Consider the following 22,194-nt stretch of genomic DNA (forward strand, 5'->3'; position numbering starts at 1 on the left):
TGATTCAACTATTTTTATTTGACTATAAATTTACAAAAATGTATATGAAATCTTATTTTTTGATAATATATAAGTAATAAATTCATAGAATTGGAGTGATGAGATGCAGCCGTTAGAAAGGGAGATTCATTCTAATATGCTGAAAGTGTGGCGAATTCACGCTTTAATTGGGACGGCAGTTATACTAACAGTCGTAATTGCGTATTTCTTTTTTATGATTAACTTTAACTGGTGGGGCTGGTTGTTTGGACTATTAGTAACAGGAGCTATTACATTTATTCCACTTGATTATTTTGTGTTTCCAAATTTACGTCAGCGCTATTATAGTTACAGATTAAATGAAGAAGAGATTGAGATTCAAAAGGGAATGTTCGTTGTAAAACGCGTACTTATTCCGATGATCCGTGTGCAGCACGTAACGATTGAGCAAGGGCCGATCATGAGAAAGTATAATTTAGCAGAATTACATATTTCAACAGCCGCAACTTCTCATAGTATTCCAGGTTTAACGAAAGAAGAAGCAGAACAGCTGAAAAGACAAATTGGAGAACTTGCGAAAGTGAGTGATAAGGATGTATAAGAGGCAACATCCGATTACGATATTGTTAGGTATTAGGATTGCGAGTTTGTTGCCACTTATTATTCTTGTTTTATTTAAACCTGATGAACAAGTGGAACCTTGGTATTTATTTTATCTTTTTCTTCTGGTTGTTTTATTCATCATGGCTATTTTTTCAGCAATTAAATGGTATTTTAAAGTGTACTGGATTGAGAATAATATTTTACATATAAAGCACGGTGTTTTTGTAAAGAAGGAAAGCTATTTAAATAAAGAACGTGTGCAAAATATTAGTACGTCTTCTAACATCATTTATCAAATGCTCGGACTTATGAAGTTAAATATAGAAGTAGCCGGTGGTGGTAATGAACCAGAAGTGATGTTGGCTGGTATTAAAGAAGACGAGGCAAAACATTTAATTTCTTTATTACATAAGAAAGAAACTACTGTAAAAGAAGAAATAGAAGAGGAAGAAAGCAAGACGGTTTATCAGTTAACAGCGAAAGAGGTTTTAGCCGCAGCGATTACATCTGGTCGGTTCGGACTAGTGTTCTCTGGACTAGTACTTCTTTACACAAAGTTTGATTTTGTTCTTCCTGAAGGATTCACAAGTAAAGTAGAAGCGTATGTGATGGGAAACGGTGTTTATAAACTAATTGTAATTGCATTAATTTTAATGGGAATTTCGTGGATTATTTCCACGGCTGGATATGTGTTGAAATATGCAAACTTTAAAATTGAGCGAAAAGGGGAAGAGATTCGTATCGTTCAAGGATTATTTGAAAAGAAAGAGTTTGTCTTAAAATTGCACCGCATTCAAGCGATTACTGTAAAAGAAGGTATGCTTCGCCAGCCGTTTGGCTATTGTGCTGTTGAAGTGGAAGCAATTCAAAGTATTGGAGCAGCAAGTAACGAAGTAATGTTGCATCCATTTATGAAGAAAAAAGATGTACAGCACCTGATCACATATTTAGAGTTACCATATGAAATCGAAGCGGAGATCGTTCACTTACCAAAAACAGCGTTGCGTCGTTATTTCATTATGGGCTGGTTAATAAGTATCATACTCACAGTTCTAATTGCCAGCGTGAGTATATATTTTAAACAATATATTGCGTTGTTTTTTATTTTACCGTTATTTATCGTGTTTTCGTTATTTGCGTATGCTAGATATAAAAGTGGCGGTTATGAATTAAGAGAAAATCAACTAACGGTTGTATATCGTAATTTTTCGAAATATACAGGAATAATGCGAAGAAGACATGTTCAAGCAGTAGGTTATAATCAATCGTATTTTCAAAGAAAAGATGAATTATGTACAACTCTTGTAGCGGTAGCTGGGCGGGGTTATGAAGTAAAGCATATGAGAAAAAAAGATTCACTTCGTATATATAATTGGTACAAAGAAAAAGGAAACACCGGTGTGTAATGGTGTTTCCTTTTTGTCATTAAATTGATATCTTTAGTCGAATCGTTGATATATTTCAAGATATGATAGATATATTCGGAAAATCGTTGATATATTTCAAGATGTGATAGATATATTCGGAAAATCGTTGATATATTCAAAGATATGATAGATATATTCGGAAAATCGTTGATATATTTCAAGATATGATAGATATATTCGGAAAATCGTTAATATAATTTCACGTACTGTTAGTGTTGTATTATGTTTTAATTAAACTAACACATCAAAAGTAGTCACAAAAGATGGACGAGAGAAAATACTCTTTTGCTGTTCCGCATGTGGATGCGCTGGAGCTTGTCCTTCTGCTTGCGTGGGACGTTTTTTATGAGCGTTTTCGAATGAACGTGATTCTGTCCAGTCTTTAAAGTTTTGCTCTGTTTCCCACATCGTTAAGATGACGTATGTATCGTTACTTAATGGGCGTAGAACACGGATCGCTTGGAATCCTGGTTCGTTTTCAATAAGGCCTGCGCGGTTTTTAAAGCGGTTTTCGAATACTGGGCGACCTTCGTCTGTGACAGAAATGTTGTTACAAACGATATAGCCAGGTTGTCCTTTAAATTCACCGACAGCATCTAGTACGTCATACTGAAGTGAGCCTTCTATAGATTCTTCTGTATTTTCTTTATAAAACATATTTTTTTCATCATTTTTTGCAGTGAAATGTGCTTGTTCTAGAGGTGTTTCGTATGAAATAATAGCCTTCATTTTAATGCCCCCTTAATAGTTTGTTTCTATTATATCAACTCTCTTAAAAAACTTCGAAGATTATATACATAAAGATACTTCTTTTTCAAATAATAAATGTACCATCATTTGGAAAGAAGGACGATGTATGAAGAAAGTAAAGTGGACTTTATTAGGCGGCGTCGCAACGTTCGTAGTAGCGATTGTAATCTATAAACTTATCGTGTTAGCTGGTGGCTATATGATGGATGAAAAGCAGCTCGTTTTCCACTCTTCATCACGTATCGTTGACCAGAAAGGGAAAGAAATTACGAAATTATACGTAGAAAATAGAGAGCTCGTACCAATCGAGCAAATTCCGAAGTATGTGCAGCAGGCGTTTGTTGCGGTGGAAGATTCTCGTTTTTATGAGCATCAAGGGATTGATTATCCGTCTATATTCCGTGCTCTTTATAAAGATACGTTAGCTAGAGAGAAGGTAGAGGGCGGTAGTACCATTACGCAGCAACTCGCTAAAAACGTCTTTTTAACTCGTGAAAAAACATTTACGCGCAAATTGAAGGAAGTCGCAATTTCTCTTCAATTAGAGCAAAAATATACGAAGCAACAAATTCTTGAAATGTATATGAATCATATTTATTTTGGTCATGGGGCTTACGGCATTCAAGCGGCAGCAAAGTTGTATTTTAATAAAAATGTTGAGGATTTAACAGTAGAGGAAGGGGCAATGCTTGCAGGCCTTCCGAAGTCACCAAACGGATATTCACCGTACTATTCTGCAGAGAAGAGTAAGGAACGCCGTGATCTAGTGTTGTCACTTATGCATAAACAAGGCTATTTGACTGCAGAAGAAAGCGTTCGTTATCAAGGGAAGACAATTGCTCTATATAAAAATTTAGATGAGAATGAGCTTGCATATATGCCGTATATTGATATGGTCATAGATGAAGCCGCTCGTTTATACGGATTGTCTCATCAAGAAGTACTTCGCGGAGGATATACGTTTGTCGTACCTATGGATGAAAAGATTCAAAAGGTAGCATATAACCAGTTTCAAGATGCAAGGAATTTCCCTGGGAAAGAAGAGGGGGCGCAAGGTGCTTTCTTATTAATGGATAATCGTACGGGAGGGATTAAAGCGGCGATTGGGGGAAGAAAGTACGTCCCGAGAGGATTTAATCGTGTTTTTGCCAAAAGGCAGCCTGGATCTGTTTTAAAACCACTTATCGTTTATGCACCAGCACTAGAAACGAAAAAGTATAATCCGTATTCTTTATTAACGAATGAAAGAAATTCTTTTGAAGGGTATGAACCTCGAAATTATAATCATGAGTATTCAAAAGAAATGACGATGTATGATGCGATTTTAGAGTCGGCAAATGTACCGGCAGTTTCTTTATTAAATGAGTTAGGGGTAGAAGAAGGAAAGCAATATTTAGAAAAAGGAAATGTTCATATTGCAGATGCTGGTTTAAGTACAGCGCTTGGCGGATTGAAAAATGGCGTTTCAACATTTGATCTTGTAAAAATGTATCGTTCATTTTTAGCAAATGGAAATATTATCGAGCCGCACGTTATTGATAAAGTATTAAATAGACACGGTGCAGTCATTGGGGAATCTCCAAAAGTAGAGACAAAAATCTTCTCGAAGCAGACAGCATGGTATATGACGAAAATGTTAGAAGGAGTTGTGAAGGAAGGAACAGCGAGAGTTGGTGTATATAACGGTGCGTTAGCTGGAAAAACGGGTACAACTTCATTGCCAAATGACGATAAGGGAGCAAGAGATATGTGGTTCGTTGGTTATACACCGAACTTAGTAGGCGCTGTTTGGATTGGTTATGACCGTACGGATAAGGAGCATCAGTTGCAAGGAGAAAGTGCATCTGCGACAAAATTGTTTAAGAAAATTTTAACGAAGGCTAATGTAGAACATAAAGAGAAGTTTATGAAGCCTGAAGGTGTGGAAACAATCGGCGCTCCGATTCGGCTGCGCAAAATTGAAGATGTAAAAATGAAATTATCATTTAGCCCTTTCGGTTTATTTAAAGCAAAATTAAGCTGGACACCACTTCCAGATAACAGAATTATGTACCGAATCTATAGAGTGGAGAATGGAATTCATACGCATGTTAGCACTGTAAATGGTGCTGGGGAATATGAGGAAAAGTTCATTAACATATTTTCAAAACCGAGCTTTTACGTTGTACCATATAATACACAAACGAATCGTGAAGGAGAAAAGTCAAAAGTAGCTAAACCATAGTTTTTCTCTGTGTTATAATAAGAATGTTGTGAAAATAGTAAGCGTTTTTACGAATGTTTGTGTCAATTTAATGAACAACGTACATAATATTATGCATTTTGTTTTTACAAGCTGTATAGTAAAAAAAGATAAATATCGAACGTATTCGAAGCATTGGTAAGGAAGGGAGCAAGGGTCTTGGTAAGAACTATAAATGAGACATTTTTAAAAGCATGTAGGGGGGAACGTACTGATTATGTACCAGCATGGTATATGCGTCAGGCAGGTCGTTCGCAGCCGGAATATAGAAAGATAAAAGAAAAGTATTCTTTATTTGAAATTACACACAATCCAGAGTTGTGTGCTTACGTGACAAAGTTGCCGGTTGATCAATATAACGTAGACGCAGCAATTCTTTATAAAGATATTATGTCACCACTACCTGCAATTGGTGTGGATGTAGAAATTAAATCAGGTATTGGCCCAGTTATCGATAACCCAATCCGTTCTTTACAAGATGTAGAAAAACTAGGGGAAATCAATCCAGAAGATGACGTACCGTACATACTAGATACAATTCGTTTATTAACGACAGAAATGTTAGACGTACCGTTAATCGGTTTTTCAGGAGCTCCATTTACATTAGCGAGCTATATGATTGAAGGCGGTCCATCTCGTAACTACCATAATACGAAAGCGTTCATGTATGCAGAGCCAAAAGCTTGGTTTGCTTTAATGGATAAACTAGCAGATATGGTTATTACATATTTAAAAGCGCAAATTAACGCAGGAGCAAAAGCAGTTCAAATTTTCGATTCTTGGGTTGGAACAGTAAATGTAGCGGATTATCGCGTATTTATTAAACCAGCAATGGAGCGTATTTTTGCAGAAGTTCGTAAGATGGGTGTTCCAATGATTATGCACGGCGTAGGAGCTGCACACTTAGTGAATGAGTGGCACGACTTACCGCTTGATGTAGTCGGCTTAGACTGGCGCTTACCGATTGAAGAAGCACGTGCACGGGGCGTTCATAAGGCGGTACAAGGTAATATGGACCCTTCATTCTTACTTGCACCATGGTCTGTTATTGAAGAACATGTAAAAGGTATTTTAGATCAAGGGATGAAACAGCCGGGTTATATCTTTAACCTAGGTCACGGTGTATTCCCAGAAGTAAATCCAGATACATTAAAACGTTTAACTACATTTATTCATGAATACTCTAAAGGGCAGTTAGCGAAGTAAAGGAGCATTGCTGTATGAAAAAGAAAATTGGTTTGCTTGTAATGGCATACGGAACGCCATATAAAGAAGAAGATATTGAACGTTACTATACACATATTCGCAGAGGAAGAAAGCCAAGTCCTGAAATGCTGGAAGATTTAACAGAGCGTTACCGTGCAATTGGTGGTATTTCTCCTTTAGCTACTATTACATTAGAGCAAGCTAAGAAGTTAGAGAAGCGTTTAAATGAAGTACAAGATGAAGTAGAGTACCATATGTATCTTGGCTTAAAACATATTGAACCGTTTATTGAAGATGCGGTGAAAGATATGCATAACGACGGAATACAAGATGCAATCGCACTTGTTCTTGCACCTCACTATTCTACGTTTAGCGTGAAATCGTACGTTGGACGAGCACAAGAAGAAGCTGAGAAACTTGGAAACTTAACAATTCACGGCATTGATAGCTGGTATAAAGAGCCGAAATTCATCCAGTACTGGGTTGATGCAGTGAAAGGTATATATAACGGTATGTCAGATGCAGAGCGTGAAAAAGCAGTATTAATCGTATCTGCACATAGCTTACCAGAGAAAATTATTGCAATGGGCGATCCATATCCAGATCAATTAAATGAAACAGCGGATTATATCGCGCGCGGAGCTGAAGTAGCAAACTATGCAGTAGGCTGGCAAAGTGCAGGAAACACACCAGATCCTTGGATTGGTCCAGATGTACAAGATTTAACGAGAGAACTAAATGAAAAGCACGGTTATACTTCATTCGTATATGCACCAGTTGGATTTGTTGCGGAACATTTAGAAGTTTTATATGACAACGACTTTGAGTGTAAAGTTGTAACGGATGAAATTGGTGCAAAATATTATCGTCCAGAAATGCCAAATGCATCGGAGGCATTTATTGATTGTTTAACAGATGTTGTATTAAAGAAAAAAGAATCTGTACTGTAAGAAGAAAGGAGGAGCCTGCTTGAGGAAAAAAGTTGTGATCGTCGGCGGAGGCATCACTGGATTAACAGCAATGTATAACTTACAAAAAAATATTCATGAAAAAAACTTGCCGATTGATACATTACTTATAGAAGCATCGGGTAAACTTGGCGGAAAAATTCAAACCGTTCGAAAAGATGGATTTACAATTGAGCGCGGACCAGATTCTTTCTTAGCACGAAAAGAAAGTGCAGCTAGATTAGTGAAAGAATTAGGTCTTGGCGATGAACTTGTAAATAATCAAGCCGGTCAATCATTTATCCTTGTAAACAATCGGTTACATAAAATGCCGAATGGATCAATGATGGGAATTCCAACGCAAATTACGCCGTTTCTATTTTCCGGGCTGTTCTCCCCAATTGGTAAACTAAGAGCTGGCTTTGATCTATTAATGCCGAGGTCAAAGCCAGTATCTGACCAATCACTCGGACAATTTTTCAGACATCGTCTTGGAAACGAAGTGGTTGAAAACTTAATAGAGCCGTTACTATCGGGTATTTATGCAGGGGATATTGATGAAATGAGCTTAATGTCAACATTCCCGCAAATGTATCAAATTGAGCAGAAACATCGCAGTATTTCACTCGGTATGCGTACGCTCGCTCCGAAAGAAGAGAAAGCTGAACCGAAAAAGGGAATGTTCCAAACAGTGAAAACAGGTTTAGAATCTATCGTAAAATCTCTCGAAGCAAAGATGCATGAAGGTACGATAATAAAGGGAACTCGCATTGAAAAAGTTGCGAAACAGGGTGATGGTTATACGATTACTCTTAGTAACGGAAAAGAAATAGAAGCGGACGCCATCGTAGTGGCAACTTCGCATAAAGTATTGCCGTCCATGTTTGCTCAGTACAAGCAGTTTCGTTTCTTCCGTAATATTCCATCCACATCCGTTGCGAATGTGGCACTTGCTTTCCAAAAGTCTGCAATCCAGCGCGATATTAATGGTACAGGATTTGTCGTATCACGAAATAGCGATTACACCATTACAGCATGTACGTGGACGCATAAAAAATGGCCACATACAACGCCAGAAGGAAAAACACTCCTTCGCTGTTACGTTGGACGTGCTGGTGATGAAGCGGTTGTAGAACAAACTGAAGAAGAACTCGTTCAGCTCGTACTAGAAGATTTAAGGAAGACGATGGATATTACAGAGGATCCAGAGTTTACAATCGTAAGTCGCTGGAAAGAAGCGATGCCTCAATATACAGTGGGCCATAACGAGCGAATGAAAAAGCTCACAACATTTATGGAGAAAGAGTTGCCAGGTATATACTTGGCAGGTAGCTCCTATGCTGGTGCTGGACTTCCAGACTGTATGAATCAAGGTGAGGAAGCTGCAAAGCGTGTATTATCTCATTTGGAGAAAGTAATAGATGCTGAATTAATCGCACAATAAATTATAAGAAACGCCTTCAATCATATTGAAGGCGTTTCGTTTATTATATAAAATACTTATTCGCCAATAAACATATATAAGTTATTTGGCTTTATAACAGCATCTCCTGCATAAATAACCCAATCTGTTAAGTTATCAAAATCTAAATGATAACTATTTCCTTCACTCATATCTTCTATAAAATATGGTTCATTGATGAGTATTCCTTGAATGAAATCTTCCGTAATGTTTTGCATTTCAAACCACATATGTTCGCTTTTACCCTCTTCATAGGAAACACCAAACTTAGCGAGAAAACGAAACTCTTCATTTGATTTTTCAATTTGAAAAATGTTGCTGAAATACCCGAAAGTATTTTTCGCATTATAAGCCATACGATCGGTTTCACTATTTGTTTTATAGAACATGAGCCCTGTAGCTTCCTCGTTTTCTTTGAAAAAACTTTCAATATATTCTTCTGAAGTATTAAATTTGAATAAGAGAACGGATGGAGATTGATGGTATTCATCTCGGGCATCCATTCCGCCTAAGAATGTATTTTGTGCATCTATTGGCTGTAATTTCACTTCTTCATCCTCGATTGAAGATAATTGGTCCATACTCGTTTTATGCCCTATATAAGATAATCCTTTCTCCCACGGAACAGCGACTGTATGTATAGAACCTTGCTGACTATGCGCGATAACGATAGGCTCATTCATAGGGACTTGTCCATTCTCAACGGCATTATTAGCAAATGTTTGAAAGAGATCGCCAATGCCGTAGTAGGAAGAAATGCGATTTGGAATAATTAACTCTATTTCAGTTACGCCCGCTCTTAAAAGGCCGTGTGTATGAAACCAATATTGCGTAGGCTCACCTTCTTTATCGTCTTCATAAACGGAATGAATAACGTATAAGTCAGGAATGTCAGGTAATAATTCATTTTCAACGTGATATTCAATATAGTTTCTAGATATCACTTTCATTGCTGCACTTGAATCGATTACAAATAACAAATCTGGGGCGAGGTTCCATAAAAATTGTATTTGCTGGAAAAAGCAGTCGAGTACATCGCCTACAAATAGCGTACGAGTGAAAATTTCAGTACCGAAAGCCGCATCTTCAAAATTACGATCTACAATTGTAGAATCTTGTCTATTGTACATTTTATATTCTTCTGGGTCATTCGCCTCATCAATATGCAGTTCATACGGTATGATTGTTTCATCCATATGTAACTCAACAATAAGGCTTGTCTCATCACTATAAACAATTTTTAACTCATCAACTTTAGTAGCGATATTTTCTAGCCGTTGTTTTAACTGCTCAATTGTAATTCTAGTTGGTATAACAGCAATCATATCTGAAAAATGACGTTCTAATGTTCCATTCATAGCTGCGCGGTATGTTTCTGTTTGCACTTCCATCCAATCACTCCTATTCAAATGAATCCATTTTACATGCCAATCAAATGTCGATATTTTCTGTTTTCTCTCTCTAACATTATAGAGTGCATTTGTAGAAGGTGTAAAATTATTATTTTGTATTATAGTTTGAAAGCTTGTAAATTAAATAAATCTTTTGTAAAATTTGTCGAAAAATAGTTCTATATAACGAATCATTTGTTATGATAGAAATGCTGAGAAAATATGAAATAGGGAGAGGAAAATGGCTGTGAAGAAATTGTTAAGTGTCTTTTTATCATTCTTGCTATTGCTTTCATTTACTGGAACTTTAGCGCAAGCAGAAGAAACTGCTTCTATGTCAGTAGAAAAAGCAATTCAAGTATTTAAGCAGCAAGGGAAAACGAAGGGGATTGTGGAAGGATATATTGTCGGATATACGCAAAGTTCTTCTAAATATACGAAGGATCCAGCTAAGTTTGATGATACAAACGTAGCAATTGCAGATTCGCCAAACGAAACGAATCCAGACAAAATCATGCCCGTTCAGTTGCCAAAAGGTGATGTGAGAACGGCAGTGAATGTAAAAGATCACCCTGAAAATATCGGGAAGAAAGTTAGTTTGACTGGGACTCTTGAATTATATTTTAGTAACCCAGGTTTAAAATCAGTAACAGCTTATAAGTTTCAAGGTGAAGGACAAAACCGTGTTAGCGATGTAGTAGCTTCACCGAACGGTGGAGAAGTTGCTAAAGGAACAGCGGTAACATTAACGACGAATACAGAAGGTGCAACGATTTACTATACGTTAGATGGCTCTAATCCTACTAATAAAAGTGTTCTTTATAATGGACAAATTATAGTGAATGAAAATAGTGTAGTGAAAGCAATCGCAGAAAAAGAAGGACTTACTTCTTCAGCAATTTCGACATTTTCATTTATTATCGTAAATAATGAACCAGTTCGTATTCATGACATTCAAGGAAAATCACATATGTCTCCTTACAACGGGAAGAAAGTAAACAATGTGGAAGGCGTTGTCACAGCGCTTGATAAAAACGGCTTTTATATAGAAGACAATCAGCCAGATAATGATCCAGCTACTTCAGAAGGTATGTACGTATATAAAAAAGATGCGAATGTAGCAGTAGGAGATCTTATTCAAGTTGATGGAGTAGTAGAAGAATATGTTGGACCAGGATATGCAGAGCGATTTGAAACAGACTTAACGACGACAGAAATTAAGGCGAGTCGCGTTGCTGTAATCGCAAAAGATCAATCTTTGCCAGCACCGATTGTACTTGGGGAAAACGGTGTGAAAATCCCGGACCAGATTATTGATAATGATGCATTCGGTTTATTTGATCCAAATGAAGATGCAATCGACTTTTATGAAAGTATAGAAGGCATGCGTGTTACGATGCCAACACCAAAAATTATTGCACCTCAGAAAAATGGAAATTTATATGTAACAGTAAAAAATGGTGGAGATAAAATAGTAACACAATATGGCACACCTCTATTAGATGAAAACCAGTTAAACCCAGAGCGTCTTTCTGTAAAAGTACCTCGCGATTATGTAGCAAAAGTAGGAGATACTTTCACTGGAGATATAACAGGGGTAGTAGGATATGATTACGGTTCTTTCCGTATTTCGCCAATAACAGAACTGCCAGCTGTAGTGGATGGTGGATTTAAGCAAGTAGGCGCAAATATTCAGCCACGTCTTGATAAGTTAACGGTTGCTACATATAACATTGAAAACTTCTCAGCGAATAAAAAAGAAACAACAGATGAAAAGGTAAAAGCGTTAGCGTATTCTATTAAATACAACTTAAAAATGCCAGATATTATCGGTGTAGAGGAAATGCAAGATAATAACGGATCAATTAATGACGGTACAACAGATGCGTCATTAAGCGCAAAACGTATCATTGATGCAGTGCTAGAAATTCGTGGACCGAAGTATGAGTATGTAGAAATCGCTCCAAACAATAATCAAGACGGAGGAGCACCAGGAGCGAATATTCGCGTCGGCTTCTTCTACAATCCATCACGCGTGAAATTAGCGACGGTACCAAAGTTACTTGATAAAAATGTTGTTCGTATTGGAGACGAAAATCCATTATTTGAAAGTACACGTAAACCGTTAGCGGCAGAATTTACGTTCCAAGGACAAAACATTGTTGTCGTTGCAAATCACTTAAACTCAAAACTAGGAGATGCAACGCCATTTGGAAAAGTGCAGCCGCTCGTATTAAAAAGTGAAGACAAACGAATTCAGTTAGCACAAGAAGTAAATCATTTCGTGCAAGGAATTCAGAAAAAGAATACGAATGCACCAGTTGTCGTGTTAGGTGATATGAACGATTTCGAATTCTCTAAACCACTAAAAACACTAGAGGGAACAATCTTAAAAGATATGTTAAACACAGTGCCAAAAGAGAATCGTTACACGTACATTCACGAAGGAAATGCACAAGTGTTAGATCATATTTTAGTAACAAATAATATCGCACCACACACAATTGTAGATCCAGTGCACTTAAACTCAAATATAATGAAAGAGCACGGACGTGTAAGCGACCATGACCCAGTACTTGCTCAAATTGATTTGAAGAAAGCTTCTTAAAGAAAGGAACGCTTAGGTGACTAAGCGTTCTTTTTTTGCATCGTTATAGAATAGTATAAAGAGATGATTCCTTTTTTTGTAATCTAATGATAAAATTGATTGAATATTTAGTTTTTGAAAAGGAGGACAACAATGCAGTTACAAATAAATGGAAAGGTAATGAATCAGTTTGCAATTTTTTTTAGTACGATCGTCATGCTTCAGTTTGTAGCTGATATAACAGGACTTATAAGCAATCTAGATATTACGTATAACTTAATACATACAGCAGCTTCTTATATAACATTTAGTTTGGCGGTTATTTTCACTTTAATAGGTGCAAGAAGAGAATTAAGTAAATATGCAATTGTTTCATTATGTTTAGTAGTAGCGATTAAAGCGATTTATTTTGTAGCGGTTGTTATTTTATGGGGATTGGCAGGTACACCGTAAGTGAATAGTAAATAAAACCCTAATTTCCAATATAGTAAGGAAATTAGGGTTTTATTATACTTGAAACGCCTTTCTACACCGCTCTCTTTTTTGCAACCTTCTTCTATATTTTTTTCTATCACGTTTTACTCCTTGTATATACATGATTAAGCCAACGAGGAGGAAGAAGGCACATTGTATTGTCAAAATATATGGTGACATGCCATGCAGCGGCTGCCTTGGATCATATAAATGAATAGGCGCTCCACCTATTGTAGGGAGTACCGTATTTAGCAGGACGTAAGGAATAGAGGTAGTTGCAAATGGAAATAGAAGCGCCATATAGTCCTTTTGGGACCATGCAGATGCAGCAAGTCCTAAAAGAGCCATCAGACCTGCAAATAAAAAATTAATTCCGATATATACAGCAATGTAAGTGATGGGAGAAGTTTCATATAAGTTTGCGAACATTCCGTTATCATTTATAATGCCTGAACCAGCCGTTGGTACTCCGTCTGGAATGGTTAATTTGCAAAATAATAACGATAAGATGAATGGAAATGTATAAAGAAGTCCGCCGCAAAAAAATGTAACGATATATTTCGTTACTGAATAAGAAAATAAAGAAATTTCTTTACTGACAAACGGTTTAAAACCATCGGACTTATCCGAGTTATAACTTGTACTAAAGGGAAGACTTGCAATAACTGGCATTAATAATAAATAAACATCCATTTCATTTCCACGAAATCCAATCCATTTAATATCCGTCGATATAGGTCCATTCGCAGCGTCTCCTAAATAACGAATTACATAATAATAATGATAAATACAAATAAGAACAAATCCACTAAACATAATAATTAAAGAAACACGATTACAAAAAGCTTGCTTTATATTTAAACGAAGTGCACGCATCATGACTGAAAAAGCCTCCACTGTTTTGATAAACTTGTCTATTTTCTATATTACTATTAATTGTAAAGATTTTCTTGTTTTTTTATTTGATTATTTGAAAAAGAGGAATTTTGTTGTTGTGAAGTAAGGTTTAGTTGTATATCTCTAGAACATCTTTTCCTTTTCTCTTTTCTTCTGATAAACTATGGAAAGTATGATATAACTTGACTGAAATTTTTTTATACTGGAAATAATAAAAAGAGAACTTGTATAGAATGTAAGCGTGTGGTAATATCAAAGATGTACTGATTGACTATATTATCCAATTGGTCATTTTTGGAGGTGACAATGTGGCGATAGATCGAAAACGTTCTATTATTGAAGCTGCAACAAAGTCTTTTTCAGCGTTCGGTTATAAAGCAACAACGATGGATCAAGTAGCGAAGTTAGCGAATGTAGGAAAAGGAACGATTTATACTTTTTTCAAAAATAAAGAAGAGCTATTTGGTGAAATTATTTCTAATTTAATTACAGAAATGAAGCAAGTTGCAGAAAGTGCAATTCGTTCAGATGTTTCATTTTTTGAAAATGTACATAGAGCATTATATAGCATCTTGGAATTTAGAAAAGAACATCAGCTCATGATTAAATTAATTCAAGAAGAGCGCGATATGGGAACGAAAGAAGTACAAGAAGTTATGCAGCAAGTTGATGTGGAAATCGTTTCTGTTATTCAATCGTATTTAAAGATTGCGATTGAAAAAGGTGAAATTAGCAAATGTGATCCAGAAATTACAGCATTTATTATGCTTCGTCTATATGTATCGCTTATTTTTGATTGGGAAAAAAATCATGAACCGCTAGAAAAAGAAAAAATTGCAGAGTTATTTGAACTTTATTTACTAAAAGGATTGTCAAACTAAGATAATCCTTTTAATTTTATAAAAAAATGACCGAATGGACAATGTGGTCATATATTTAAGTTAAGGGGGGATATAGAAAAAATATAATCATAATGAGAAAAAGTTGCATAGTAATAAATTCGGGAATAAGGCATATGTATGAACAAGTATAGCCTTTTTGTTTGGGTAAAAATGACTATATGAACATTTTGGTCATTTTATAAAAGGGGGAGAAATTATGAAAGGGAATCAGTTACTTCGGAAAGAGTTCACGGAAATTATAAAAAGTAAAAAAATATTAATTCCAATTATTGCGGTCTTATTCGTACCGATTTTATATGCAGGGATGTTTTTGTGGGCCTTTTGGGATCCGTATAAACAGTTAGATGACTTACCAGTTGCAGTAGTCAATTTAGATAAAGGCGCAGTATTTGATGGGAAACCAATTGAGGTCGGAAAAGGGCTCGTTGATAATTTAAAAGATAATAAAAGTTTTAAATGGGAGTTCGTAAGTGAAAAAGAAGCAAAGAAAGGAATGGAAGGTAGAAAGTATTACATGTTAGTGCGCATTCCAGATGACTTCTCAAGTAACGCTACAACGTTACTAAAAGACAATCCAAAGCCATTAAACTTAGAGTACATTCCAAACGAAAGTTTAAACTTCTTATCTTCACAAATTGGAGGAACAGCCATTGAAAAGATTAAAACTGAAGTATCAAGCACGTTAACGAAAACATATGCAGAGAAAATGTTTGATTCCATTCAAGACGTCTCAAAAGGATTAGCAGATGGGGCGGAAGGAGCAAGTAAACTACACGACGGATCAAGTGAGCTGCATGATGGTTCAAGTAAAGTGACGGATGGCCTTCATACACTTCAAGGGAAGTCTGGGGAGATGAAGGATGGAGTAGGGAAACTAGCAGATGGATCTAATAAGTTAGTAGATGGATCAGGCAAAGTAACAGATGGTTTAAATACGCTAAATAACAAAACCGGTGAAATGCAGATAGGTATTGGGAAATTAGTAGATGGATCAGGCAAAGTAACAGATGGTTTACATGTATTAAATAGCAATGCAGGTATTGGGAAACTAGTAGATGGATCAGGCAAAGTAACAGATGGTTTACATGCATTAAATAGTAATACAGGTATAGGGAAATTAGTAGACGGCTCGGGCAAAGTAACAGACGGTTTAAATACGTTAAATAGCAAAACAGGTGAATTACGTGATGGATCTGAGAAAGTGACCGGTGGTTTGAACCAATTAGTAAGTAAATCCGGTGAATTAAAAACAGGAACAACTGATCTATCAAATGGTATAGGAGAACTTGTTGAAGGACAAAATCAATTAGAAAAAGGGTCTCAAGAAATTCAAAAGGGATTACAAGATTTAAATAGTAACGTACAAAAGTCTGCTGCAGGCTTAGAGGAAATACAGTCGAAAATTCCTTCTATATTGAATACAGTAAATGAGAAAATAGATGCGGCTGGGGCGAATGTAAATCAGTTAAATGAACTTACGCAATCAACAGCAGGAGATGCAAAAAATGCAGCGCAAGAGGTAGTAAATTTACAAAAGCAAATTGAAAGTTTACCAAAAGAATATCAAGAGCAGTTACAACCATTCATAGCAAGTGCTGTAAAAAGTACAGGGACAGTTCAGCAAAAAGCTACCGGAGTAGCAGGTGGAACAAATAAATTAAATGAAGAAGTAAAACAAGTAAAAGGCGAAATACATCAAACAACAAATGGACTGCAAAACAAATTACCAAATCCAGAAGGGATGAAAATTCTAGCAGGTGGTATTCAGAAACTAACGAATGCACAAAATGAATTTGTTAGTAAGTTTCATGGATTTGGTGAGGGGTTAGATAATGCAAAAATAGGTGCCGATAAATTAAAAGATGGATCAGTTCAATTAATTGATGGCGTAACGCAATTACAAAGCGGCTCTGGAAAAGTGACAGCAGGATTAGGTCAATTATCTGCAGGAGTAAATCAATTAGCAGATGGGTCTGGTCAAGTAACAGGTGGTTTAGGAACATTATCTGTAGGAGTATCCAAATTAGCAGATGGATCTGGTCAAGTAACAGGCGGTTTAGGAACATTATCTGTAGGAGTATCCAAATTAGCAGATGGGTCTGGTCAAGTAACAGGTGGTTTAGGAACATTATCTGTAGGGGCAAACCAAATGGCAGGTGGCGTAAATCAATTAGCAGATGGCTCAAATCAAGTAACAACAGGTCTGGGCGATCTAAATGGTGGTCTAAATAAAATGTCAACAGGCTCAACCCAGCTAATCGATGGAGTAAATAAACTAGCAGACGGATCAGGCAAAGTAACAGATGGCCTCGTAAAAGTAAACGACGGTTCAGGTGAACTTGCTGAGAAGCTTGGCGAAGGGGCAGAGAAAACTGGTGAAGTAAAAGGAACTGATAAAACGTACGATATGTTTGCAAGTCCTGTAAAAGTGAAGACAGAGAAAATGGCGGAAGTTCCTAACTACGGAACTGGATTTACGCCGTATTTCTTATCACTCGGTTTATTCGTTGGGGCATTATTATTATCGATCGTATACCCATTACGCGATACAGTCGGCGTTCCAAAATCAGGGTTTAGTTGGTTTATTAGTAAGTTCGGCGTATTACTATCAGTCGGTATTATTCAAGCTGTAGTAGCAGATGTTATATTACTGTTCGGATTAGGTGTAGAAGTACAAAGTATTCCGTATTTCATACTCTTTAGCATCGTTACAAGCTTAGCGTTTATCGCATTAATTCAATGTTTAGTAACAGCATTTGGTGATGCAGGACGTTTCATCGCCATCATCACATTAATTATTCAGCTTACAACGAGTGCCGGAACATTCCCACTAGAATTGATTCCGAAGTTTTTACAACCATTCAATGCTTGGTTACCGATGACATACTCTGTATCTGGATTGAAGGCAGTCGTATCAAGCGGAGACTTTAACTTCATGTGGCAAAACATTGGAATGCTTATGATCTTCATCGTTGTATTATCACTTGGAACAATCGCTTCATTAACTTGGATGCATAAACGACAATTTAGAAATATTGCTGAAAATCAATCGGTTGAAGCGTAAATAAGGAACATAAAAAAGGTACCGAAATGGTGCCTTTTTTATTGGTCTTTTTTTATCACGCTATTTGTGGGCAGTAAGGCTCCCACCTCAAAATTTGGTTAGAGAAAAGAAGTTAGGTGGGAGATAGACTGCCAATAAACGCCTGATTAGTGTGGGCTAATAATCAGTGAGGCTGAACAAAACACCTACTGATTAAAGTTTCACTTTATAGGCTGAGAAATTTCATTTGTTTTTCTATTTTTACGGAAGAAGTATATAGCAATACTTATAAGGATAATTGTAGCTACAATCCAAACAAATGGACCATATTTTTCAGCAAAAGTATATAGTTTCATGTTGCTGGAAATGTCCTCTTTTGTTTTTCCTATTAGAATTTCAGAGCCACTATAACCTTCAAGTGTATCTCCTTTTTTTATGCCAAAAATAAGAACGTCTGATTTGTTTTCTATTCCGGTGTATCGGTATCCTTTACCTTTAATTGTTAATTGGGTATCATCCTTTTTTAGTGAATAGTCTTCGGCAGAAATATCTTTGCCTGACAGTGTAATTGGTTCCATTGAGAAGCGGATTTCTTTTAATGCAGGAAGAGTCTCATTGTTTAGTAAGAGTTGCTTTGCAATATGCTGCTCAGTATTAATGTTTATCCAATTTGCTTTTCGTCGTTTATATGTATTAATTTCAAGGAGTGCGAATTCTTTATTTTGAAGTTTTTCCTCTGTAATAGGTTGCGCGGTAGTTAATGTTCCTTTTAATAAAATCACACCGTCTTTTGCAGATTGAAAGGAAGTGGTTTCCTTTGTTTTCTTTAATGTATTGATAGTCCCTTTATAATCCTCTTTTCCTAAAAGAACAGCTCCTGTATGTACGGTTAAAATAAGATATAGGATGCTGAATACGATAATAGCTTTTTTCACTATTTCCCCTCCAAAGTATGTATAATTAAATTATAACATAATTTACCATAATGAATTTATTAATTTGAATAAAAAGTTACAGACGTAAAAGTAATAAATACATTAAGAGAAGTGTAGATGAGAGGAGTAAAAATGAAAAAGAAATACAGTTGTAAGAAAGTTGTACAACTGTACTTAAAGTGGATAAAATATTTTCTTCATAATGTAATGGTTGTTTTGTATCCCTTTTTCTCCTTAATTTCATCATATTTCATGTATAGCTAAATAAAAGGACAGGAATTACAACAATTTACAGAGAAACATAGAGTAGAGGGGCTGGTATGATGAAAGGAAATCTTACTTATTATTTTATCTTAAATCCGCTAATCATCTTTCTTGTTTACGCCCTTTCACCTATCTTGTTTCATAAAGAAAAATATATAAATATGAAAGATGCACTAGGAATACTTGTAGTTTACTATGTGCTAATTAGTGGGTATTACTTTATGGATGTTATTAGTAAAAGAATGAAGAAAAACGGTAAAGACAAATAAAGAGTTTTAGTACATAAAAATCGATGGAGGACAACAAAATGACTGAAAGTGAAATGAAATTTAGGGATACGACCATTCGTAACTTTTTTGATAAAGAGGACCGTCTAAAATCGATTCCAGGTCAAAAGAAGAAAAAAACTAGTATTGTTAGAGCATTTAATCAGCAAATTAAATCCAGAAAATCAGTATACGGAAAAAGAAATGAATACATTCATAAAACAATATTACGATGATTTTTGTACGATTAGACGTGAGTTTATTGTGCACGGGTTTATGGATAGAGAGGATAATATGTACCGTATAAACGGGAGAGAAGTTTGGACGAAGTGGGAGGAGTTAAAATAATGAATCAGCGAGGGGATCCCCGCTGATTATAAGCCTGTGCTAGTCTTGCTGTTTCTTTGTAGTAAGTCTATGAACGCTTCAACATTCGAACTTGTAATGTATCCAAGCGTTATATATTCATCTTCATAGTAAAATATTATTTTTTTGTCAAAGATTCTTCTCTTTGTTTCTATGGATAGAATTTTTTCATAATCAAATTCGGCAATGAATGTGTTTTTATATTGGCTAAAAAAGAGAAGTCTTCTATTAGTAGCAAGTAACATGCCAGGATACGGGACTTTATGCGTAATCATATAGCCAGTAAGTGAACATTTTAAAGTAGATAAAACCTTTTCTTCTTTATGTAATAGTTGTTTTGCAGCTGTTAAGATTGGATTCATTGCATACATTCCTTTTATTTTGATGTATGAATATTGTATCAAGAGTAAAAAGATTCTCAATATGTAATATTGCATATTGGCCGTTTTATAGTTTTAATATTATTTTTAAAAAGAAAAAGTACGAGGTGATTCAATGATACGGTTAGTAAAAGAGACTGATGCAGAAGCAATTATGAATATTAGAAAAGAAATTATATTATCGGAAACTACTACAAAATTTTTCATAGTATCCCCAAAGAAGTTACCGAATGATATGAATGCAGAAAGAGAAAAGATACGGAAAAGTAATGAGAAAGGTAATCTTTATATCGTGTATGAAGTAGATGGGAAGGTAGTTGGCTTTTTACTTTTCAACCGATATGAACTAGAACGGTTACAACACGCAGGCACAATGGGAATGGGGATTAAAGAGGCGTATTGTAATCAAGGCATAGGCACGAAATTAATTGAATTTCTTATTAGTTGGGCGAAAGGGCAGAAAGGTTTAGAAAAAATTTGTTTAGGTGTAGTTTCTGTTAATGATCGGGCAATTAAAGTGTACAAACGTATGGGCTTTGTAGAAGAAGGCAGACAACGAAAGTAAATTAAATATGAAGATGGATCATATGGAGATGACGTATTGATGGGGTTTTATATTGAATAAAGGATATATGGTATTAAGAAAAGGAATGTACATAACGTAAATTTCTAAAAGCAGTATATTGCCCCTGCATTAACAGACTTTTACCTATGTATAATATTAATATAGTAAAATCATAACAACCGATATTGCAGTTTCCAATAATATACTATATAATCAATTTAAGAAAACGTTTTCATGCAAAGGGGGAGAATTTCGTGTCGACTATAGAGGACGTGGCGAAATTAGCGGGGTTATCAAGGACAACGGTTTCTAGGGTGATTAATAATCATCCATATGTTTCAGATGAGAAGAAAAAAAGGGTTCAATTAGCAATGAAGCATTTAGGCTTCGTTCCTAATTCTGCGGCGAGAAGGCTTCGTAAACAAAAAACGGAAACAATTGCGGTGCTAGTTCCAAGGATTACAAATCCTTTCTTCAGTAGATTTATCGAAGCAATCGAGATTGCTGCTTCTGAACATAAATATAAACTGATTATTTGTCAAACAAGATATTTACCGGAAAAAGAGATGGAGTATTTACAATTATTATCTACGAAGCAAGTAGATGGGATTATTCTATGTTCACTAGAAAATCCGTGGGAAGATGTAGAGCCATACTTACAGCACGGTCCAATCGTGTTGTGTAATGAATATATTGAGGAAGCAAATATTCCAACAGTGAAGTTTGATCATGCGCAAGGAGCATACATAGCTGCGAAGCATGTGTTAGATCAAGGATATCGTAATCTTATTTTTTGCCGTGGTAACGAAACCAAAGTCGTTAGCCAGCAGCGAAAAATGGGCTTTTTACGTGCAATAACTGAGAAGAGCCGCCAAGTAGAAGCGATTGACTTTCTTGAAAACGCTTTCTCTTGGGAGGATGGAAAACGAATATTCCATGAAGTATTAAAGGACAAAAAAAATCCTACCGCGATTTTGGCAGGAGGCGATGAGGTAGCAGCTGGAATTATCTCAGAGGCGAAACGCCATAACTGGAGCATTCCAGATGATCTCGCTGTTATCGGTTTTGATAATCAAATATTATCGCAGATTACAGAACCAGGTATTACGACTATTGAACAGCCAATTGATGAAATGGCCCGAAAAGTTGTCGACCTGATGATGGATAAAATCCATACGAAAAATTATCGAAAAAAAGAATTGTATGAGTTTGAACTGGAGCTCTTGGTGAAAGGTTCAACGATGAAGGATAAGATGTTATTAGCCTAGTAGACTATGTCTGCTAGGTTTTTTTATGTTCACAAACTACTATTCTTCGTGAACGCAATCGTCACATTTGTTATGGTATGCTTCGTGTTGCTCATCAATTTCTTTCCCGCAGTGCGCACAAGTTTTCGTCGGTAAATTTCTGAAAAACTCCATTGGTTGATCGATCATGTCAATCCCTCCATTTCCATTTCTTACTATCATTGTATTAGTACAAAAAATAAAAGTCAACAACTGTTTTAT

General features: G+C 35.9%; 19 protein-coding genes and 1 pseudogene. 14 read left to right on the forward strand and 6 right to left on the reverse strand.

The genetic code is table 11. The annotated features are described in order from the left end of the window. Nucleotides 1–103: 103 nt before the first annotated feature. Both DN399_RS05350 and DN399_RS05355 read left to right on the forward strand, forming a co-directional pair. Nucleotides 104–580 carry a PH domain-containing protein gene (locus tag DN399_RS05350; protein ID WP_001182725.1) on the forward strand — a complete coding sequence of 159 codons (477 nt, stop codon included), beginning with the start codon at nucleotides 104–106 and terminating at the stop codon, nucleotides 578–580. Continuing rightward, nucleotides 573–1,988, forward strand: a complete 1,416-nt coding sequence (locus tag DN399_RS05355) for a PH domain-containing protein (protein WP_033692706.1) — start codon at nucleotides 573–575, stop codon at nucleotides 1,986–1,988. The genes DN399_RS05350 and DN399_RS05355 overlap by 8 nt, the downstream gene beginning before the upstream one ends. A 252-nt stretch (nucleotides 1,989–2,240) precedes the next feature. Here the strand turns inward: DN399_RS05355 and hmoB are convergent, their stop codons facing one another. Beyond that, nucleotides 2,241–2,738, reverse strand: coding sequence for a heme-degrading monooxygenase HmoB (hmoB, locus tag DN399_RS05360; protein ID WP_016122062.1), 498 nt, complete (start codon nucleotides 2,736–2,738; stop codon nucleotides 2,241–2,243). Between the two features lie 127 nt (nucleotides 2,739–2,865). Here hmoB and DN399_RS05365 point away from each other — a divergent pair, with 127 nt between their 5' ends. From DN399_RS05365 to hemY, 4 genes are all read left to right on the forward strand, one after another. Further along, nucleotides 2,866–4,983, forward strand: coding sequence for a transglycosylase domain-containing protein (locus DN399_RS05365; protein ID WP_000756287.1), 2,118 nt, complete (start codon nucleotides 2,866–2,868; stop codon nucleotides 4,981–4,983). A gap of 177 nt (nucleotides 4,984–5,160) precedes the next feature. After that, nucleotides 5,161–6,207: a uroporphyrinogen decarboxylase gene (gene hemE / locus DN399_RS05370; protein WP_000252605.1), complete on the forward strand. Its 1,047-nt coding sequence runs from the start codon at nucleotides 5,161–5,163 to the stop codon at nucleotides 6,205–6,207. A 14-nt stretch (nucleotides 6,208–6,221) separates the two neighbouring features. Continuing rightward, entirely contained in the window at nucleotides 6,222–7,157 is a 936-nt protein-coding gene (gene hemH / locus DN399_RS05375) for a ferrochelatase (protein WP_000726779.1), read from the forward strand. A 19-nt stretch (nucleotides 7,158–7,176) separates the two neighbouring features. Further along, a complete protein-coding gene (gene hemY / locus DN399_RS05380; protein ID WP_001228101.1) occupies nucleotides 7,177–8,598 on the forward strand; it encodes a protoporphyrinogen oxidase in 1,422 nt (473 codons plus the stop codon). A 56-nt stretch (nucleotides 8,599–8,654) separates the two neighbouring features. Here the strand turns inward: hemY and DN399_RS05385 are convergent, their stop codons facing one another. Continuing rightward, nucleotides 8,655–10,007, reverse strand: coding sequence for a DUF4026 domain-containing protein (locus DN399_RS05385; protein WP_000453706.1), 1,353 nt, complete (start codon nucleotides 10,005–10,007; stop codon nucleotides 8,655–8,657). Nucleotides 10,008–10,248: 241 nt separating this feature from the next. Here DN399_RS05385 and DN399_RS05390 point away from each other — a divergent pair, with 241 nt between their 5' ends. Continuing rightward, nucleotides 10,249–12,615 carry a DUF6359 domain-containing protein gene (locus tag DN399_RS05390; protein ID WP_046392434.1) on the forward strand — a complete coding sequence of 789 codons (2,367 nt, stop codon included), beginning with the start codon at nucleotides 10,249–10,251 and terminating at the stop codon, nucleotides 12,613–12,615. Between the two features lie 132 nt (nucleotides 12,616–12,747). Beyond that, entirely contained in the window at nucleotides 12,748–13,047 is a 300-nt protein-coding gene (locus DN399_RS05395; protein WP_001176847.1) for a hypothetical protein, read from the forward strand. A gap of 54 nt (nucleotides 13,048–13,101) precedes the next feature. Here the strand turns inward: DN399_RS05395 and DN399_RS05400 are convergent, their stop codons facing one another. Then, entirely contained in the window at nucleotides 13,102–13,947 is an 846-nt protein-coding gene (locus DN399_RS05400) for a hypothetical protein (RefSeq protein ID WP_149149391.1), read from the reverse strand. 326 nt (nucleotides 13,948–14,273) lie between these two features. Here DN399_RS05400 and DN399_RS05405 point away from each other — a divergent pair, with 326 nt between their 5' ends. Together DN399_RS05405 and DN399_RS05410 are read left to right on the forward strand one after the other, a co-directional pair. Then, nucleotides 14,274–14,846: a TetR/AcrR family transcriptional regulator gene (locus DN399_RS05405; protein ID WP_000963381.1), complete on the forward strand. Its 573-nt coding sequence runs from the start codon at nucleotides 14,274–14,276 to the stop codon at nucleotides 14,844–14,846. Nucleotides 14,847–15,063: 217 nt separating this feature from the next. Then, on the forward strand, nucleotides 15,064–17,931 hold the full coding sequence (locus DN399_RS05410; protein WP_086389244.1) for a YhgE/Pip domain-containing protein: 2,868 nt from the start codon (nucleotides 15,064–15,066) through the stop codon (nucleotides 17,929–17,931). 200 nt (nucleotides 17,932–18,131) lie between these two features. Here DN399_RS05410 and DN399_RS05415 read toward each other — a convergent pair whose 3' ends face one another. Continuing rightward, nucleotides 18,132–18,845, reverse strand: a complete 714-nt coding sequence (locus DN399_RS05415; protein ID WP_000709140.1) for a hypothetical protein — start codon at nucleotides 18,843–18,845, stop codon at nucleotides 18,132–18,134. Between the two features lie 320 nt (nucleotides 18,846–19,165). Between DN399_RS05415 and DN399_RS05425 the strand changes: the two genes are divergently transcribed. Both DN399_RS05425 and DN399_RS05430 read left to right on the forward strand, forming a co-directional pair. After that, complete coding sequence (locus tag DN399_RS05425; protein WP_071723796.1) at nucleotides 19,166–19,378, forward strand: hypothetical protein; 213 nt, start codon at nucleotides 19,166–19,168, stop codon at nucleotides 19,376–19,378. A gap of 38 nt (nucleotides 19,379–19,416) precedes the next feature. Continuing rightward, a pseudogene (locus DN399_RS05430) lies at nucleotides 19,417–19,723 on the forward strand (DUF2087 domain-containing protein). A gap of 26 nt (nucleotides 19,724–19,749) precedes the next feature. Here the strand turns inward: DN399_RS05430 and DN399_RS05435 are convergent. After that, complete coding sequence (locus DN399_RS05435; protein ID WP_088361824.1) at nucleotides 19,750–20,103, reverse strand: PH domain-containing protein; 354 nt, start codon at nucleotides 20,101–20,103, stop codon at nucleotides 19,750–19,752. Between the two features lie 133 nt (nucleotides 20,104–20,236). Between DN399_RS05435 and DN399_RS05440 the strand changes: the two genes are divergently transcribed. Further along, a complete protein-coding gene (locus DN399_RS05440) occupies nucleotides 20,237–20,686 on the forward strand; it encodes a GNAT family N-acetyltransferase (RefSeq protein ID WP_149149392.1) in 450 nt (149 codons plus the stop codon). 254 nt (nucleotides 20,687–20,940) lie between these two features. Then, nucleotides 20,941–21,954, forward strand: a complete 1,014-nt coding sequence (locus DN399_RS05445) for a LacI family DNA-binding transcriptional regulator (protein ID WP_000103715.1) — start codon at nucleotides 20,941–20,943, stop codon at nucleotides 21,952–21,954. A gap of 39 nt (nucleotides 21,955–21,993) precedes the next feature. Here the strand turns inward: DN399_RS05445 and yhfH are convergent, their stop codons facing one another. Further along, nucleotides 21,994–22,122 carry a protein YhfH gene (gene yhfH / locus DN399_RS05450; protein WP_000567010.1) on the reverse strand — a complete coding sequence of 43 codons (129 nt, stop codon included), beginning with the start codon at nucleotides 22,120–22,122 and terminating at the stop codon, nucleotides 21,994–21,996. Between the last annotated feature and the right edge of the window lie 72 nt (nucleotides 22,123–22,194).

It is taken from the genome of Bacillus sp. AR4-2 (assembly GCF_008274865.1).
In the GTDB taxonomy this organism is placed as follows: domain Bacteria; phylum Bacillota; class Bacilli; order Bacillales; family Bacillaceae_G; genus Bacillus_A; species Bacillus_A cereus.